Raw genomic sequence first — 15,673 nt, forward strand, 5'->3', positions numbered from 1 at the left:
GACGATGACCATCGCCAAGCTGGCCGACAACCTGTTCGTCTCGCCGCAGATCGCCGCCGCCGAGCTCGACGCGCTCAAGGCGCAGGGCATCCGCGCGATCATCAACAACCGACCGGACGGCGAACAGGCGGACCAGCCCGCCAGCGCCGACCTGGAGGCCGAGGCCAAGGCGCGCGGTCTCGCCTACCGCCATATCCCGGTGGTGTCCGGCAAGATCACCGACGACCAGGTGGCCGCGTTCGACGCGGCGCTGAAGGAGATGCCGCAGCCGGTGCTGGCCTTCTGCCGGTCCGGAACGCGCTCGACCAGCCTGTGGGCGCTCGCCCATGCCGACGAGATCGACACGGAGCTGCTGCTGAAGCGCTGCGCCGACGCCGGCTACGACCTCGCCGGTTTGCAGCCGCGGCTGGCCGACCGACGCCAGGCGGCGTCCGCGGCCGCGGCGCCCGCCAAGCGCGCCATCGCCGGCTATGACGTAGTCGTGGTCGGCGGCGGCGCCGCCGGCATCGCCGTCGCGTCCAGCATCCTCAGGCTGCGCCGCGGCACCACGGTGGCCATCGTCGAGCCGTCGGAGGTCCACCACTACCAGGCGGCCTTCACGCTGGTCGGCGGCGGCGTGTTCAACGACGCCGATACCCACGTGCCGCAGGCCAAGTGCATTCCGCCCGGTGCCCACTGGATCCGCGCCGCGGTGGCCGGCTTCGAGCCCGACCACAACCGGGTGATCCTCGAGGACGGCGAGCGGGTGGCCTACCGCACCCTGGTGGTGTGCCCCGGCCTGAAGCTGGACTGGGAAGCCGTCGCGGGCCTGAACGAGACGCTGGGCAAGAACAACGTCACCAGCAACTACAAGCCGGGCCTCGCTCCCTACACCTGGTCGCTGATCCAGGGCATGCGCGGCGGCCAGGCGCTGTTCACCCAGCCGCCGATGCCGATCAAGTGCGCCGGCGCGCCGCAGAAGATCATGTACCTGGCCAGCGACTGGTGGCGCAGCCAGGGCGTGCTGAACGACATCCACATCCAGTTCAACAACGCCGGCGGCGTGCTGTTCGGCGTCAAGGAGTTCGTGCCGCCGCTGATGCGCTATGTCGAGCGCTATGGCATCGACCTGGCCTTCAACAGCAACCTGAAGGCCATCGACGGCCCGGCGAAGAAGGCGTGGTTCGCGGTCAAGGGCGAGGGCGACAAGGTGGAAACGGTGGAGAAGTCGTTCGACATGATCCACGTCTGCCCGCCGCAATGCGCCCCGGACTTCATCCGCAACAGCCCGCTGGCGGCGGAAAGCGGCTGGTTCGAGGTCGACCAGGAGACGCTGCGCCACCCGCGCTACGAGACCGTGTTCGGGCTGGGCGACGCCACGACCACGCCCAATGCGAAGACCGCCGCGGCGGTGCGCAAGCAGGCACCGGTGGCGGTGCGCAACGTGATCGCGGCGCTGGACGGCAAGCCGGAAGAGGCGGTTTACGACGGCTACGGCTCGTGCCCGCTGACGGTGGAGCGCGGCAAGGTGGTGCTGGCCGAGTTCGGCTATGGCGGCAAGCTGATGCCGACCTTCCCGTTCGACCAGACCAAGCCGCGCTGGTCGATGTGGGTGCTGAAGCGCCACATCCTGCCGCACATGTATTTCGACGTGCTGTTCAAGGGCCGCGAATGGATGGCCAAGCCCAAGGTGGTGCGATCGGCGCCGAAGCGGGTGGCGATCGCGGCACCGACCGAGGCCGAGTCCCGGCCGGCACGGGCCGCGAAGCGCGCTGCGGGCTGACGCAGCGTCAACAAGGGAGTCGCAGATGGCCAACTTCACGCCGGTCGAGGCGCTCATCGGCGGCGGCCTGATCGGGGTCGCCGCGGTGGCGATGATGCTGTTCCTCGGCCGCATCGCCGGGATCAGCGGCATCGCCGGCGGCCTGCTTTCCGCGCCGGCCAGCGATGCCGGCTGGCGGGTCGCCTTCCTGCTCGGCCTGATCGCCGCACCGTTCCTGGTCGGACTGGTCGGCGGCACCATGCCGGCTGTGGAAACCCCCCATTCCACCGCGCTGATGATCGCCGGCGGCCTCCTGGTCGGCCTCGGCAGCCGGATGGGCTCTGGCTGCACCAGCGGCCACGGCGTCTGCGGCATGGCGCGGATGTCGCGCCGTTCGCTCGCCGCCACCGTCACCTTCATGGCGACAGGCATCGTCACCGTGTTCGTCGTCCGCCATCTGTTCGGAGCCTGACATGCCGCGCATCCTCGCCGCCCTGCTGATCGGCCTGCTGTTCGGGGTCGGCCTGACCGTCTCGCAGATGATCAACCCGGCCAAGGTGCTGGGCTTCCTCGACGTCGCCGGCGACTGGGACCCGAGCCTGGCGCTGGTAATGGCCGGCGCGCTGGTGGTGACCTTCGTCGGCTACCGTATCGTGCTGGCCGGCCGCGCGCCGCTGCTGGCCGAATCGTTCCAGCTGCCGACCAAGCGGGACCTCGACCTGCCGCTGATCGGCGGCGCGGCCATCTTCGGCATCGGGTGGGGACTGGCCGGCCTGTGCCCCGGCCCGGCCATCACCGCGATCGGACTGGGCGAACGCGACATCGTGCTGTTCGTGATCGCCATGGTCGGCGGGATGGGCGCGCATCACCTGGCCGGGGCACGCCTGCGCGCCGCTTGACCGCCGTCCATACCGAGTGCGGGACGGGTGGCAAGCTGAACCGGCGCTGGACGGAGGGAAGGCTGCCATGCGTATGCATACCGCGACGATCCTGGCGGCGCTGGCGCTGGCGGGCTGCGCCCGTACCACCACCTGCGACGTCGTCGCCTTCCACCAGTTGCCGCCGCCGGCGGGCGAGACGATCGCGGTGACCGCGGCCGATGCCGCGGTTGCCGCCGACCCGGCCTTCGCCGACCATGCCACCCGGGTCGCCGCCGCGCTCGGACGGCTCGGCTACACCCCCGTCGCCGACGGCGCCGCGGCCGCGCTTGTCGCCGAGATCGGCTATGGCATCGAGGAAGAGGACAGCCACACGGTCGCCCTGCCGGTGTGCTCCTCGCACTACCATTTCGGCTATCGCCGCTTCGACGACCCCTATTGGTACGGCTATCGCTGCCGGCCCTGGCACACCCTGACCGCCGAGCGCTACCTGCGTCATCTCGACCTGCGCATCGTCGACGGCACCTCCGGCGCTGCGCTGTTCGAGGGCCGGGTGCAGAGCCAGGGCGCAGACCGGGATCTCGCCGCGGTGATGCCCTATCTCGTCACCGCCCTGTTCGCGAACTTCCCCGGCGAAAGCGGGGTGGTGAAGACCGTGACGATCGAACGCGATTCGACCCTGCCGCCCGCCGGCGCCGCGGCGACCCCCGGTCCCGCAGCCTGCGGCGGCACGGCGCAGGGATAGAGGGAGACAGGCGATGGCCGAGACCGCCGGCACGGTGCGCGTGTGGGACCCGTTCGTCCGCCTGGCCCATTGGCTGCTGGCGATCGCCTTCGCGGTCGCCTACCTGACCGAGGGCGAGCCGGAAACGGTGCACGTGGTGGCCGGCTACACCGTCGCCGCCATCGTGCTGCTGCGCATCCTGTGGGGCTTCGTCGGGCCGCGCCATGCCCGCTTCGCCGACTTCGTCTACAAGCCGCAAACCGTCGTCGGCTATCTCGTTGGCCTGTTCCGGTTCCGCGCGCGGCGCTATGTCGGCCACAGCCCGGCCGGCGGCGCGATGGTCGTGCTTCTGCTACTGGCGCTGGCCGCGACGACCGGGTCCGGCCTGACCCTGCTGGCGGTCAAGGAGAACGAGGGCCCGCTCGCGCCGTTCATCGGCATGGCGGCGGCGCCGACCGGGCTCATCGCCCCGGCCCGGGCCGACGAAGACGAGGCCGAGGCCGAGGACTCGGACGAGGGCGAAGACGCGGCAACGGCGGACGTCACGCAACCCGATCGCCGCGCCACGATCCACCAGATCGAGGAAATCCACGAGCTGTTCGCCAACCTGACGCTGCTGCTGGTCATCCTGCACATCGGCGGAGTCGCGCTGGCCAGCTTCGCCCACCGCGAGAATCTGGCACGCGCCATGGTCACCGGGCGCAAGCGCGCCGGCGACTGAGCGCCTGCCGGGGTCCGGCGGCGGCCGCCGCCGTCGCAGCGATCGCCCTTGATCCACGTCATGGCCTCCGCATCCGCATCGGCCATTCTGCATGCGAAACGGTTCGACAGTCGGAGGAAAAATCATGACGATCCGACCGATCAGACTTGCAGCCGGCCTGGCCCTGGCAATCGGCGTGGTCGCCTGCGTGCCCGGCGGGTTCGGGCCCGGCGGCGGCCCGGGCGCGGCGCTGGAATACGGGGTCACCCGTACCGGCGGCGACTACGCCAACTTCGACCTCGCCGCCGCCAACCCGATGATGTGCCGCGCCGCCTGCCAGGCCGACGCGGCATGCCAGGCCTGGACCTATGTGAATCCCGGCGTGCAGGGCCCCAACGCGCGCTGCTGGCTGAAGTCCAGCGTTCCGCCGCCGACGACCAATGCCTGCTGCGTCTCCGGCGTGAAATAGCGGCGCAACGGCACGGTCGCCCGGCCGGCGCCCCGGCGGCATACTGGGCCCCGCCGGCCGTTGCGCCGGTTCCGCCAGCCAGAGCCGTGCCGCAATGCGCCGCATCGTCCGTGCCGACCGCCTGACCGGCCTTGCCGACCCCGCCGCCGGACTGACGGCGGCGCAGGCGGCGGCGCGTTTGGCGCAGTTCGGGCCGAACGCCATCGTTCCGGCCGAACGCGCCGGCTGGCGCGACCTGCTGCGCGACACCGTGCGCGACCCGATGATCTGGTTCCTGGTGGCGGTCGGCGCGCTGATGCTGGCGATCGGCGAGACGCGGGACGGCGCAATCCTGATTGCGGCCATCCTGCCGCTGGTCGGGATGGATTTCGTGCTGCACCGCCGGACCCGGGCCTCGACCGCCGGCCTGAGCAGCCGGCTGGCGACCGAGGCCACCGTGCTGCGCGACGGCCGCACTGCGTCGGTGCCGTCGACCGTGGTGGTGCCGGGCGACCTGGCGCTGGTCGGCAGCGGCGCGGCATTCCCGGCCGACGGCCTGATCGTCGACGGGAGCGGGCTGCAGGTCGACGAATCCGCCCTGACCGGCGAATCGTTCCCGGTCCACAAACGGCCGGTCGACTTGGCGCGCGGTGCGCTGCGCGGCGGCATCGACGCGGCGGGCTGGGGCTTCGCCGGCACCCGCGTGCTGACCGGCACGGCACGCCTGCTGGTGGTCGATACCGGTGCCGACACCGTCTACGGCGAGATCGTGCGCAGCGCCGTTCAGGGCCGGCACGAGCGCACGCCGCTGCAGCGCCAGATCGGCCAGCTGGTCGGCGTGTTGCTGGTCGCCGCGCTGGTGCTGTGCCTGGCGCTGGCCTGGGTGCGGCTGGAGCAGGGGTTCGGCCCGGTCGATGCGGCGCTCAGCGCCCTCACCCTGGCGGTGGCCGCGATCCCGGAGGAGTTCCCGATCGTCTTCACCGTCTTCCTCGGCGTCGGCGTGTACCGCCTGGCCCGACGCCAGGCCCTGGTTCGCCGGGCCGTGGTGGTGGAGAACATCGGCCGGGTCAGCTGCATCTGCACCGACAAGACCGGCACCTTGACCGAGGGCAGGCTGACCCTCGCCCACAGCTTCCCCGCGCCCGGCGGCCATGCGTCGGCGCTGCTGGAGATCGCCGCGCTGGCCTCGCGCGCCGACAACGCCGATCCGCTGGACGCGGCCATCCTTCGCGCAGCCGATACGCCGCGCGGCGACGAGGCGCTGGCCTGCTATCCGTTCACCGAGGACCGGCGGCGCGAGACCGCGATCGTGCGCCGCGACGACGGGCTGCTCGCCGCCACCAAGGGGGCCCCCGAAACGGTGCTGGCGCTGTGCGCTCTGGACGAGGCGGCGCGCGACCGCTGGCGCGATCAGGTCGACGCGCTGGCCGCCACCGGCCACAAGGTCATCGCCTGCGCCAGCCGAGCGCTGGCCGCCGCGGGCTGGCCGGGCGGCGAGCCGGACCGCGGCTTCGCCTTCGCCGGCCTGCTGGCCTTCGAGGACCCACTGCGCGAGGGCGTCGCCGCGGCGGTCGCCGACGCCCGCGCCGCCGCGATCCGCGTGGTGATGGTGACCGGCGACCATCCAGCGACCGCCGGCGCGATCGCGCGCGAGCTCGGGCTCGGCGGCGGCCAGCCGCACGTCGTCGACGGCGCGCAGCTCGACGCGCTGCTGGCCGGCGACGGCGAGGCGCTGACCCGGGTCGACGCGGTGGCCCGTGCGGTGCCGTCGCAGAAGCTGGCCCTGGTCCGCGCGCTGCAGGCGCGCGGCGAGATCGTGGCGGTGACCGGCGACGGGGTCAACGACGTGCCGGCGCTGCAGGCGGCCGACATCGGCATCGCCATGGGCGAGCGCGGCACCCGCAGCGCGCGCGACGTCGGCGCCATCGTGCTGATGGACGACAATTTCCGCACCATCGTGCGCGCCATCGCCGAGGGCCGGCAGCTGTTCCAGAACCTCAGGCTCAGCTTCGCCTACCTGCTGATCTTCCACCTGCCGTTCGTGCTCGCCGCCGCAGTGGTGCCGCTGGCCGGCGAGCCGCTGCTCTACCTGCCGATCCACATCGTCTGGATCGAGCTGATCGTGCACCCGACCGCCCTGCTGGTGTTCCAGGGCGCGGCGCCGCGCGGGCCGCTGGCCGTGCTGCGCCGCGACGGCAGCCGCCGCTTCTTCACGCGCGGCGAGTGGACGGTGATCGCCGGCACCGGCGGCCTGATCACCCTGGCGATGCTGGGCAGCTATCAGTACGGCCTGCCGTCCGGGGCGGAGCATGCCCGCAGCGTGGCGCTGGTGCTGCTGGCGGTGGCCAGCGCCGCGCTGACGCTGCTGCTGGCCCGGGCGCGCGGCGCGACCGCCTGGGCGGTGGCCGGCGCCGCCTTCGCCTCGGCGGTGCTGCTGGTGCAGGTGCCCGCGGCAGCCGACGCGCTGCACCTGACGCCGCTGCACCTCGCCGACTGGCTGCTGGCGGCCGGCGGCGCCGTCGTCGCCGCCCTGCCTGCGACCCTGCTCGGCATCGCCGGGCGCTGACGCGCGATGCTAGGCTGCCGCCCATGCTGAAGCTGCGCCGCATCGCGCTCGATTCCGCGCCCGAGAACATCGCCGTGCTGTCGCGCCGCTGCACCGTCTATCGCGCGGAGGAGTTCCGCGCGCTGCGCAAGATCGAGGTGACCGGCGACGGCCGGCAGGTGCTGGCGACGCTGATGATCGCCGACGACGGCGACCTGGTCGCGCCGGACGAACTGGGCCTTGCCGTGCAGGCGTTCCGCCGCTTCGGCCTGCCCGAGGGCGCGACGGTGACCATCGCGCAGGCCACGCCGCCGGCCAGCCTGGAGGCGGTGCGCGCCAAGATCGACGGCCGCACCCTGACCCCGGACCAGATCGATGCGGTGATCCGCGACATCGCCGACCATCGCTACTCGCCGATGGAAATCGCCGCCTGGCTGATCTCCTCGGCCAGCTTCCTGACCACCGACGAGATGCTCAGCGTGACCCGGGCGATGGCCAAGGTCGGCAACCGGCTGAGCTGGAACATGCCGCTGGTGGTCGACAAACACTGCATCGGCGGCATTCCCGGCAACCGCACCTCGATGATCGTGGTGCCGATCGTCGCCGCCCACGGCCTGACCATGCCGAAGACCTCGTCGCGGGCGATCACCTCGCCCGCCGGCACCGCCGACACCATGGAGGTGCTGGCCAGGGTCGACCTGACCATCGGCGAGATGCAGCGCGTGGTCGAGCGCGAGAAGGGCTGCCTGGTCTGGGGCGGCCACGTCAACCTGTCGCCGGCCGACGACGTGCTGATCTCGGTCGAGCGCCCGCTGTCGATCGACACCCGCGAGCAGATGGTCGCCTCGATCCTGTCGAAGAAGCTGGCGGCGGGCTCGACCCACCTGCTGATCGACATCCCGATCGGCCCGACCGCGAAGGTGCGCGGCCGCCACGATGCCGTCCGCCTGCGCAAGATGTTCGAATATGTTGGCGACCAGGTCGGGCTCAGCGTCGAGGTGATCTTCACCGACGGCTCCCAGCCGATCGGCCGCGGCATCGGTCCGGTGCTGGAGGCGCGCGACGTGATGGCGGTGCTGCGCAACGCTCCGGACGCACCGGCCGACCTGCGCGACCGGGCGCTGCTGCTGGCAGGCCGGGTGCTGGACTTCGACCCCGGCCTGCGCGGCGGGGCCGGCCACGCGCGCGCGTCCGAGCTGCTCGGCTCCGGCCAGGCGCTGGCGGCAATGGAGCGGATCATCGCCGGCCAGGGCCAGGCCGACACCGACTGGACCCTGGGCGACCTGACCTGGGAAGTTCGGGCGCCGCGCGACGGTATCGTCAGCGCGATCGACTGCCACCGGCTGGCGCGGATCGCCCGGCTGGCCGGCGCCCCGATCGACAAGGGCGCCGGCATCGACCTGCTGAAGAAGATCGGCGAGCGGGTGCGCGACGGCGAGCCGGTGTACCGCATCCACAGCTGCGTCGCCTCCGACTTCGATTTCGCCAGGGCGCTGGCCGCCGAGGGCTCCGGCATCGGCCTCGGCGACACGCCGCCGGTCATGGGCGGATGACCGCCCTCGCCATCGCGGCGATGCCGGGCGACGAGGCGGCGGCCGCGCGGGTGGCGGCGCTGCTGGGCGTGCGGTCGGCGTCGGTCGCGGTGCACCGCTTTCCCGACGGCGAGAGCCTGGTCCGCGTCGCCGAGGCCGCCGCGACCACACTGCTGTACTGCACGCTCGACCGGCCCGACCCGAAGCTGATGCCGCTGCTGCTGGCCGCGTCGGCGCTGCGCGACGACGGGGCGCAGCGGCTGGTCCTGGTGGCGCCCTACCTGCCCTACATGCGCCAGGACACCGCCTTCCGCCCGGGCGAGGCGGTCAGCCAGCGGGTGATCGGCCGGCTGCTCGGCGCGCGATTCGACCGCATCGTCACCGTCGACCCGCACCTGCACCGCACGCCGCGGCTGGACCTGGTCTTCGCCGGGACCGAGGCCACCGCGCTGTCGGCCGCGCCGGTGCTGGCGGCGATGATCGCCGCCGGCGGCGCAGGCGACGCCGTGCTGGTCGGCCCGGACGCGGAGTCGGCGCAATGGGTCGGCACGGTGGCGGCCCGGCTGGGCATGCCGGCGGTGACCGCGACGAAGCGGCGCGCGGGCGACCGCCGCGTCGCCGTCACGCTGCCCGACGGCGCGCCGGTGCGCGGCCGGCCGGCGATCCTGGTCGACGATGTGGTTTCCAGCGGCGGCACCCTCGCCGCCTGCGCCCGCGCGCTGGTCGCCGCCGGCGCGGCGCGCGTCGAGGCGGTGGCGGTGCACGCGCTGTGCGGCGACGCCGACCTGGCGGCGCTGACCGCCGCCGGCATCGCGCGGCTGCGCTCGACCGACAGCGTCGCCCATCCGACCAACGCCGGCAGCCTGGCGCCGCTGCTGGCCGACGCCCTGCGGCAGGAGGTGAGACCATGAGCGTGACGCTGAAATTCTGCGGCGCGGCCGGCACCGTCACCGGCTCGTGCTACTGGATCACCCACCCCGGCGGCCAGTTCCTGGTCGACTGCGGCATGTACCAAGGCTCGAAGACGCTGAAGGCGCTGAACTACGGCAGGTTCCCGTTCGACCCGGCCGCGGTCGACTTCCTGCTGCTGACCCATGCCCACATCGACCACGCCGGGCTGGTGCCGAAGCTGATCAACGCCGGCTTCAAGGGGCCGGTCTATGCCACCGCCGGCACCCGCGACCTGCTCAGCTACATGCTGCCCGACAGCGGCTACATCCAGGAACGCGAGGTCGAGATCCTCAACCGGCGCAACGCCCAGCGCGGCCAGCCGGAGGTGATCCCGATCTACACCCGCGCCGACGGCGAGGCGGCGATCGACGCCTTCCGCGCGGTCGAATACGAGCAGTGGCTGCCGGTCGACGGCGGCGTGCGCGCCCGCTACTGGAACGCCGGTCACATCCTGGGTGCCGCCTCGATCGAGCTGGAGATCCCGACCGGCGAGCGCGACGCCCGCCTGCTGCGGCTGCTGTTCTCCGGCGACATCGGGCCCGACAACAAGCAGTTCCACCCGGACCCTGAGGCGCCGGCCAATTTCGACTATGTGCTGTGCGAGGCCACCTATGGCGGTCGCTCGCGGCCCGACACCTCGCTGGCCGCGCGCCGGCAATCGCTGGCCGGCGAGGTCAACGCCGCGCTGAAGAACAGCGGCGTGCTGCTGGTCCCCGCCTTCGCGGTGGAGCGGACGCAGGAGCTGCTGGCCGACCTGTCGACGCTGTTCGATGCCGGCAAGATACCGCGGGTGCCGGTGTTCCTGGATTCGCCGCTGGCGATCCGCGCCACCAGGGTATTCGCCCAGCATGCGCGCGACCTGGAGGACATGGACAGCAACGGCAACCTGCTGCGCCATCCCAACTTCCACTTCACCGAGACGGTCGAGCAGTCGAAGGCGATCGACCGGTTCAGCGGCGGCGTGATCGTGATCGCGGCCAGCGGCATGTGCGACGCCGGCCGTATCCGCCACCACCTGAAGCGCTATCTGTGGACCGACAGCGCCACCGTGCTGCTGGTCGGCTATCAGGCTCCGGGCACGCTCGGCAGCCTGCTGCAGCAGGGCGCCTCCGCCGTGCGCATCTTCGGCGAGGACGTCAAGGTGCGTGCGCGCATCCGCGAGCTGGAGACCTATTCCGGCCACGCCGACAGCGAGGAGCTGGTCGCCTGGGTCGAGGCCCGGCGGCCGATCAAGCGCGCCCTGTTCCTGACCCATGGCGAGGAGGCCGGCCTGACCGCGCTGCGCGACGCGCTGATCGCCCGCGGCATGGACGGCGACGCCATCCGGATCCCGGCGCTGGACGACGAGGTCGAGCTGACCGGAACGGCCAAGCTGAAGCACCGCCGCGGCCCGCGCCGCCTGCCGCCGGAGGCGGTCGGCAAGCTCGACTGGCACAACGACCTCGCCCGCTTCTCGCTCGATCTGCGCGACGAGCTGGAAAAGGCCGCCGACGACAAGGCCCGCCGCGTGATCATCCGCCGGGTGAAGCGGGCGCTGGGGGAGAAGTAGGGCCCCGTCCGGCGCGAAAGCGTGATCCGGGGACGGTCATACCGGCACGGGCGTCGCGGCAATCCCGGACTCCGCGTTGGTCTGCTCCCGGCTACGACGCCGCCCGCAGCTCCTGCGGCGCGATCTCGCCGATGGCGGCGGTCTCCTCGCCCGGCGCGGCGTCGGCAAGCGCCTGCGGCGCCGGCACCGGGCGTGTCGAATTGATAGGTCGGGTCGGTCTGCTGGCGCCGCCAGGTCTGGCGCATCTCGCGCCACGCGCCGAGCCATGAACGCGGCGCCGGCATGTCGTGGGCGACCGCGCGATGCAGCGCGGCAAGGTTGTAGCAGGGCACGGCGGCGAACATGTGGTGCTCCAGGTGCCAGTTCATCCGCCAGTACAGGAACGCCGACACCGGGTTGACCACGATGGTGCGCACGCACTTGCGAAAGTCGGGCACGTTGTCGCGCAGCCCGCAGTGCATCGGCGCGCCGATTAAATAGCGGTGCCAATTGGCGATCACCGGACCCAGGCTGAACACCACCGGCACGATCCACAGGCCGAGCGCGAGCGCGACGACCAGCACGGCGGCGTGGATGCCGAGGACGATCCGCGCCCAGGCCACCGCCCGGGCGCGCGCCGCCGGCTTGCCCTCGTACAGCGCCTGCAGCCAGCCCGGCGTGCTCATCACCGCATAGCCGCCGAAGGCGGTCTTGACGATGCCGCCGATGGCGTTGATCGCGCCGCGGCTTTCGAAGCCGCCGGTGACGTTCAGCGTGAACAGCTGCAGCAGATACAGCGGCTGCAGCGACGGATAGGCCGGCAGCCTGACCTCGCGGTCGCCGCGCGCATGCAGCGTGTAGACGTGATGGTAGGTGTGGCTCATCGCGTAGTCATGGTAGTTCCACCACGCCAGCACGCTGTAGAGCTTCAGGAACGCCTCGTTCAGCCAGCGGGTGCGGAACACGGTGCCGTGGCCGAGCTCGTGGCAGGCGAAGATGCAATGCGACACCACGGTGCCGTGGGCGAACAGGGCGATGGCGAACGCCAGCCACAGCCCGCGCTCGAAGAACAGCACGGTCAGCACGCCGGTGCAGGCGGCAACGGCGAGGAAGCCCAGCGCCTGCAGCCAGCCCTGCAGATCGCTGCGCCGGGTCAGCCTGACGAATGTCTGGCGGTCGACGGGGCAGCGGTACCAGGTGACCCGGTAGGTCTTGAGCACCCGATCGAGCGCTTCCGGAGCCTCGGCCATCGACGCCTCCCCATGCCGGCCGCGCTCTTGGTTGCGCGGACGTCGCGCCGCGGTCTGGTTCCGCGGATTAAGCCGCAGGCGCACGGCCGAGTCGAGCGCATCCGGCGGTCAGCGCGCGTGCGGTGCGGCCTGCAGGGCCGCGCGGGCGGCGAGCGCCCCGGTCAGCATGGCGCCGGTGAAACCGCCGAAGCCGCCATAGGCCGACGCCAGCCACAGCCCGTCGATCGCGGTGCGTACGCCGGATTCGCCGCCGCGGCGGCCGAGGCCGGCGGGTGCCTCCGGCGCGAAGCCGTAGATCGCGCCTTCCGGCGTGTTCAGCTGGTGCCGCATGGTCAGTGCCGTGGACAGTTCCCTGTGTACCAGCGCCGCGGCGAAACCCGGCGCGGCGCGGTCGAGTGCCGCCACCAGCGCGTCGAGCCAGGCGTCGCGCCGGTGCGCATAGGTGGCGTCGGACAGGCCTTCCCAGTTCGCCAGCCGATCGATGCCGACCGCCGCAACCAGATGGGGCCCGCCCGGATTGAGCCCGCTGTCCGCCGCGCCGTAGTTGACCACGGCCAGCGGCGGCATCCGCGCACCCGGCGGCTCGGCCATCAGCAGGCCGCAGCCGTGAAAATCGTCCAGCCGGCGCATCCAGTCCGGCAGCAGCATGGTCGAATAGCGGGTCAGCCCGAGCTCGGCCGGGTCGCGATCGAGCCCGAAGGCGGCGGAGAACAGCGAGATCGACAGCTGGCGCCCGGCATAGGGGGCGAGAAAGCGTTCGCGCGCCATCGCGGGCAGCGCGGCGCCCAGCACCTGCGGCGCGGCGTTGCCGAACAGCACCGGGGCCAGCGCCTGCTGCGGGTCGGCGCCGCCCGCCCCGACATGACGCACGCCGACGGCGCGGCCGTCGTCGTCGAGCAGGATGGCATTGACGGTGCGCCCGGCCAGTGCGGCCCCGCCTTCCTGCGCGATCACGTCGACTAGGCTGCCGGTCAAGCTGCGCGAGCCGCCGCGCAGGTATGTTCCGCCGGAGGCGATCAGGTCGCCCTGCGCGATGGCGTAGTACAGCCACCACAGCCGCGACGGGTCGTCGCCGTAATAGGCCAGGTTGGCGGCGAGCGCGAGCTTGGGCGCCTCGTCGTGGCCGAAATGCTCGGCGAACACCTCGCCCAGTGTCTGGCGCATGTCGCGCAGCAACGGCCACAGCTTCAGCGGCACCTGCGGCGCACGGGCGAACCACCACAGCGTGTCGTGCGCCTCGCCAACCAGGGCGACCGCCTCGCGCACCGCCGCAATCCGCTCGAACAGCCGGCGGAAGACCTCCGGATGGCTGGGAAAGCGCTCGGCCAGCGCCGCCTCGGCCGACAGCATGCCGTGCGGCATGACGAAGGGCAGGTCGAACAGGCCGCCCCGCACCTCGTAGAGGGCGCCGACCGGCACGAAGTCGAGCCGGTCGCGCAGACCCAGCGCGCGCAGGATCCGCGCCTTCGGATCGCGCGGGTCGCTCGGATCGCTGGTCTCGTGCAGCGACGCCTCTATGGTCAGCGGACCGTGCCGGTAGGTGGTGGCGGCGCCGCCGAAGCCCTCGTTCCGCTCCAGCACCAGCACCCGGCGGCCGGCGCGGGCATAGAGCGCGCCGGCGGTGAGACCGCCGAGACCCGAACCGATCACGATGGCGTCGAATTCCGCGGCCATAGCCGGCGCTCCCGCCTTCCGAGCCCTGTTCGCCGTGCCGGCAGCCGCCGTCTGCGCGGCGCGGCCCCGGGTGGTGCATTGCAGCGGCAAACGCGCACGCGGCCATTGACCGGGATCAACGTCGGCCACGTCCGGCGGGTCGATAGTCGCGCGCAGAACGGGAGCGGTGCGGTGATGAGAGCGATGGCGCTGAAGCGCGTGGGCGAGCCGCTGCGACAGGTCGAACGGCCGATTCCGGTGCCGGGCCCGCGGCAGGTGCTGGTCAAGGTGCGCGCCTGCGGCGTGTGCCGCACCGACCTGCACGTGGTCGACGGCGACCTGCCGGACCCCAAGCCGGGCATCGTGCCGGGGCACGAGATCGTCGGCGAGGTGGCGGCCCTGGGCGGAGCCGTTCGCGCGGGCCTGGGCGGCTTCGGTATCGGCGAGCGCGTCGGCATCCCCTGGCTGGGCCACGCCTGCGGCTGCTGTGCCTATTGCAGCGACGGTCGCGAGAATCTGTGCGACGCGCCCGGCTTCACCGGCTACCAGATCGACGGCGGCTATGCCGACTATGCGGTTGCCGACGCCGATTTCTGCTTCCCGCTGAACGGCGAGCGCGACGACGTCGCCATCGCCCCGCTGCTGTGCGCCGGGCTGATCGGCTATCGCGCCTGGCGCCTGGCCGGCGAGGCGCAGCGGCTGGGCCTGTACGGCTTCGGCGCGGCCGCCCACATCCTGGCCCAGGTCGCCCACCAGCGCGGGCGAAAGGTCTATGCCTTCACACGGCCCGGCGACACCGGCGGCCAGGCGTTCGCCCGGTCGCTGGGCGCGGCCTGGGCCGGCGGCTCGGACGAGACGCCGCCGCAGCCCCTGGACGCCGCCATCATATTCGCGCCGGTCGGCGCGCTGGTGCCCGCCGCGCTGGCCGCCGTGCGCAAGGGCGGGATCGTCGTCTGCGCCGGCATCCACATGAGCGAGATCCCGGCCTTTCCCTATGCCTTGCTGTGGCAGGAACGCAGCATCCGCTCGGTCGCCAACCTGACCCGCGACGACGCCCGCGCGTTCCTGAAGCTGGCCAGCGAGATCCCGATCCGCACCGAAACCCGAACCTATCCGCTGGACCAGGCCAACCGGGCGCTGGACGACCTGCGCGCCGGCCGCTTCAATGGCGCCGCCGTGCTGGTGCCGTGAACGCAGGGCGATCCGGCAAGCCGCCAGTGGAATCCAACAACGGAGTCGCTCGATGAAGAAGATCGTCACCTGGGTGGTCATTGCCGACGGCCAGCACGCGCGCATCGTGGCCAACGACGGGCCCGGCAAAGGCCTGTACCAGGTGCCCGGCGGCGCCATGGAGGGCGACGCCCGCCGCGGCCGCGACATCGTCGCCGACCGCCCCGGCCGCAGCTTCGACAGCGCCGGCCAGCATCGCCACGGCATGGAGCCGTCGTCCGACCCGCGCCAGCTGGTCGAGGACGCCTTCCTGCACGGACTGCTGGACCGGTTGTCGGCCGCCGAGGCCGAGGGCGCGTTCGACCGGCTGGTGCTGGTGGCCGAACCGAAGGCGCTGGGCACGCTGCGCAAGCACATGCCACAGGCGTTGAGCGGCCGGCTGAGCGGCGATCTGGCCAAGGATCTGACCAAGACCCCGCTCGACCAGCTCGGCAGCCACCTGGACTCGATTCTGGCGCTGTAGCGCGGTCCGCGCCGCCGTTGCGGCGCGGCG

At 72.4% G+C, this 15,673-nt stretch carries 13 protein-coding genes and 1 pseudogene; 12 read left to right on the forward strand and 2 right to left on the reverse strand.

Annotated elements, in window-relative coordinates:
- Positions 1–4 precede the first annotated feature (4 nt).
- The 10 genes from R3F55_12585 to R3F55_12630 all read left to right on the forward strand — a co-directional run bounded on the left by R3F55_12585 (position 5) and on the right by R3F55_12630 (position 11,068).
- Complete coding sequence (locus R3F55_12585; protein ID MEZ5668249.1) at positions 5–1,762, forward strand: TIGR01244 family sulfur transferase; 1,758 nt, start codon at positions 5–7, stop codon at positions 1,760–1,762.
- A gap of 25 nt (positions 1,763–1,787) precedes the next feature.
- Complete coding sequence (locus tag R3F55_12590) at positions 1,788–2,213, forward strand: YeeE/YedE family protein (GenBank protein MEZ5668250.1); 426 nt, start codon at positions 1,788–1,790, stop codon at positions 2,211–2,213.
- A gap of 1 nt (position 2,214) precedes the next feature.
- A complete protein-coding gene (locus R3F55_12595) occupies positions 2,215–2,640 on the forward strand; it encodes a DUF6691 family protein (protein MEZ5668251.1) in 426 nt (141 codons plus the stop codon).
- Positions 2,641–2,707: 67 nt separating this feature from the next.
- Positions 2,708–3,364 (forward strand): DUF4136 domain-containing protein, encoded by a 657-nt coding sequence (locus R3F55_12600; protein ID MEZ5668252.1) that lies wholly within the window; start codon positions 2,708–2,710, stop codon positions 3,362–3,364.
- Between the two features lie 13 nt (positions 3,365–3,377).
- Positions 3,378–4,064, forward strand: coding sequence for a cytochrome b/b6 domain-containing protein (locus tag R3F55_12605; GenBank protein ID MEZ5668253.1), 687 nt, complete (start codon positions 3,378–3,380; stop codon positions 4,062–4,064).
- A gap of 124 nt (positions 4,065–4,188) precedes the next feature.
- On the forward strand, positions 4,189–4,512 hold the full coding sequence (locus R3F55_12610) for a PAN domain-containing protein (GenBank protein ID MEZ5668254.1): 324 nt from the start codon (positions 4,189–4,191) through the stop codon (positions 4,510–4,512).
- A 94-nt stretch (positions 4,513–4,606) separates the two neighbouring features.
- Positions 4,607–7,057 (forward strand): cation-transporting P-type ATPase, encoded by a 2,451-nt coding sequence (locus R3F55_12615; GenBank protein MEZ5668255.1) that lies wholly within the window; start codon positions 4,607–4,609, stop codon positions 7,055–7,057.
- 23 nt (positions 7,058–7,080) lie between these two features.
- Positions 7,081–8,589: a thymidine phosphorylase family protein gene (locus R3F55_12620; GenBank protein MEZ5668256.1), complete on the forward strand. Its 1,509-nt coding sequence runs from the start codon at positions 7,081–7,083 to the stop codon at positions 8,587–8,589.
- Positions 8,586–9,479, forward strand: a complete 894-nt coding sequence (locus R3F55_12625) for a ribose-phosphate diphosphokinase (protein MEZ5668257.1) — start codon at positions 8,586–8,588, stop codon at positions 9,477–9,479. The genes R3F55_12620 and R3F55_12625 overlap by 4 nt, the downstream gene beginning before the upstream one ends.
- The gene (locus R3F55_12630; GenBank protein MEZ5668258.1) at positions 9,476–11,068 is read left to right on the forward strand and encodes an MBL fold metallo-hydrolase; all 1,593 of its coding nucleotides are present in this window, start codon (positions 9,476–9,478) and stop codon (positions 11,066–11,068) included. The genes R3F55_12625 and R3F55_12630 overlap by 4 nt, the downstream gene beginning before the upstream one ends.
- A 287-nt stretch (positions 11,069–11,355) precedes the next feature.
- Here the strand turns inward: R3F55_12630 and R3F55_12635 are convergent.
- Both R3F55_12635 and R3F55_12640 read right to left on the reverse strand, forming a co-directional pair.
- Positions 11,356–12,297: pseudogene (locus tag R3F55_12635) on the reverse strand (fatty acid desaturase).
- A gap of 108 nt (positions 12,298–12,405) precedes the next feature.
- On the reverse strand, positions 12,406–13,971 hold the full coding sequence (locus R3F55_12640; protein MEZ5668259.1) for an NAD(P)/FAD-dependent oxidoreductase: 1,566 nt from the start codon (positions 13,969–13,971) through the stop codon (positions 12,406–12,408).
- A gap of 174 nt (positions 13,972–14,145) precedes the next feature.
- On the opposite strand from R3F55_12640, the gene R3F55_12645 reads away from it, so the two are divergent.
- Together R3F55_12645 and R3F55_12650 are read left to right on the forward strand one after the other, a co-directional pair.
- Positions 14,146–15,141, forward strand: coding sequence for a zinc-dependent alcohol dehydrogenase family protein (locus R3F55_12645; protein MEZ5668260.1), 996 nt, complete (start codon positions 14,146–14,148; stop codon positions 15,139–15,141).
- 52 nt (positions 15,142–15,193) lie between these two features.
- Positions 15,194–15,643 carry a host attachment protein gene (locus tag R3F55_12650; protein ID MEZ5668261.1) on the forward strand — a complete coding sequence of 150 codons (450 nt, stop codon included), beginning with the start codon at positions 15,194–15,196 and terminating at the stop codon, positions 15,641–15,643.
- Positions 15,644–15,673 lie beyond the last annotated feature (30 nt).

The sequence above is a fragment of the Alphaproteobacteria bacterium genome (genome assembly GCA_041396705.1).
Classification (GTDB): Bacteria; Pseudomonadota; Alphaproteobacteria; order CALKHQ01; family CALKHQ01; genus CALKHQ01.

Excerpts from the sequence above, each read along its gene's own strand:
- R3F55_12585 (MEZ5668249.1), top strand. The coding sequence starts at position 5 with ATGACCATCGCCAAGCTGGCCGACAACCTGTTCGTCTCGCCGCAGATC.
- R3F55_12590 (MEZ5668250.1), top strand. The coding sequence starts at position 1,788 with ATGGCCAACTTCACGCCGGTCGAGGCGCTCATCGGCGGCGGCCTGATC.
- R3F55_12595 (MEZ5668251.1), top strand. The coding sequence starts at position 2,215 with ATGCCGCGCATCCTCGCCGCCCTGCTGATCGGCCTGCTGTTCGGGGTC.
- R3F55_12600 (MEZ5668252.1), top strand. The coding sequence starts at position 2,708 with ATGCGTATGCATACCGCGACGATCCTGGCGGCGCTGGCGCTGGCGGGC.
- R3F55_12605 (MEZ5668253.1), top strand. The coding sequence starts at position 3,378 with ATGGCCGAGACCGCCGGCACGGTGCGCGTGTGGGACCCGTTCGTCCGC.
- R3F55_12610 (MEZ5668254.1), top strand. The coding sequence starts at position 4,189 with ATGACGATCCGACCGATCAGACTTGCAGCCGGCCTGGCCCTGGCAATC.
- R3F55_12615 (MEZ5668255.1), top strand. The coding sequence starts at position 4,607 with ATGCGCCGCATCGTCCGTGCCGACCGCCTGACCGGCCTTGCCGACCCC.
- R3F55_12620 (MEZ5668256.1), top strand. The coding sequence starts at position 7,081 with ATGCTGAAGCTGCGCCGCATCGCGCTCGATTCCGCGCCCGAGAACATC.
- R3F55_12625 (MEZ5668257.1), top strand. The coding sequence starts at position 8,586 with ATGACCGCCCTCGCCATCGCGGCGATGCCGGGCGACGAGGCGGCGGCC.
- R3F55_12630 (MEZ5668258.1), top strand. The coding sequence starts at position 9,476 with ATGAGCGTGACGCTGAAATTCTGCGGCGCGGCCGGCACCGTCACCGGC.
- R3F55_12640 (MEZ5668259.1), bottom strand. The coding sequence starts at position 13,971 with ATGGCCGCGGAATTCGACGCCATCGTGATCGGTTCGGGTCTCGGCGGT.
- R3F55_12645 (MEZ5668260.1), top strand. The coding sequence starts at position 14,146 with ATGAGAGCGATGGCGCTGAAGCGCGTGGGCGAGCCGCTGCGACAGGTC.
- R3F55_12650 (MEZ5668261.1), top strand. The coding sequence starts at position 15,194 with ATGAAGAAGATCGTCACCTGGGTGGTCATTGCCGACGGCCAGCACGCG.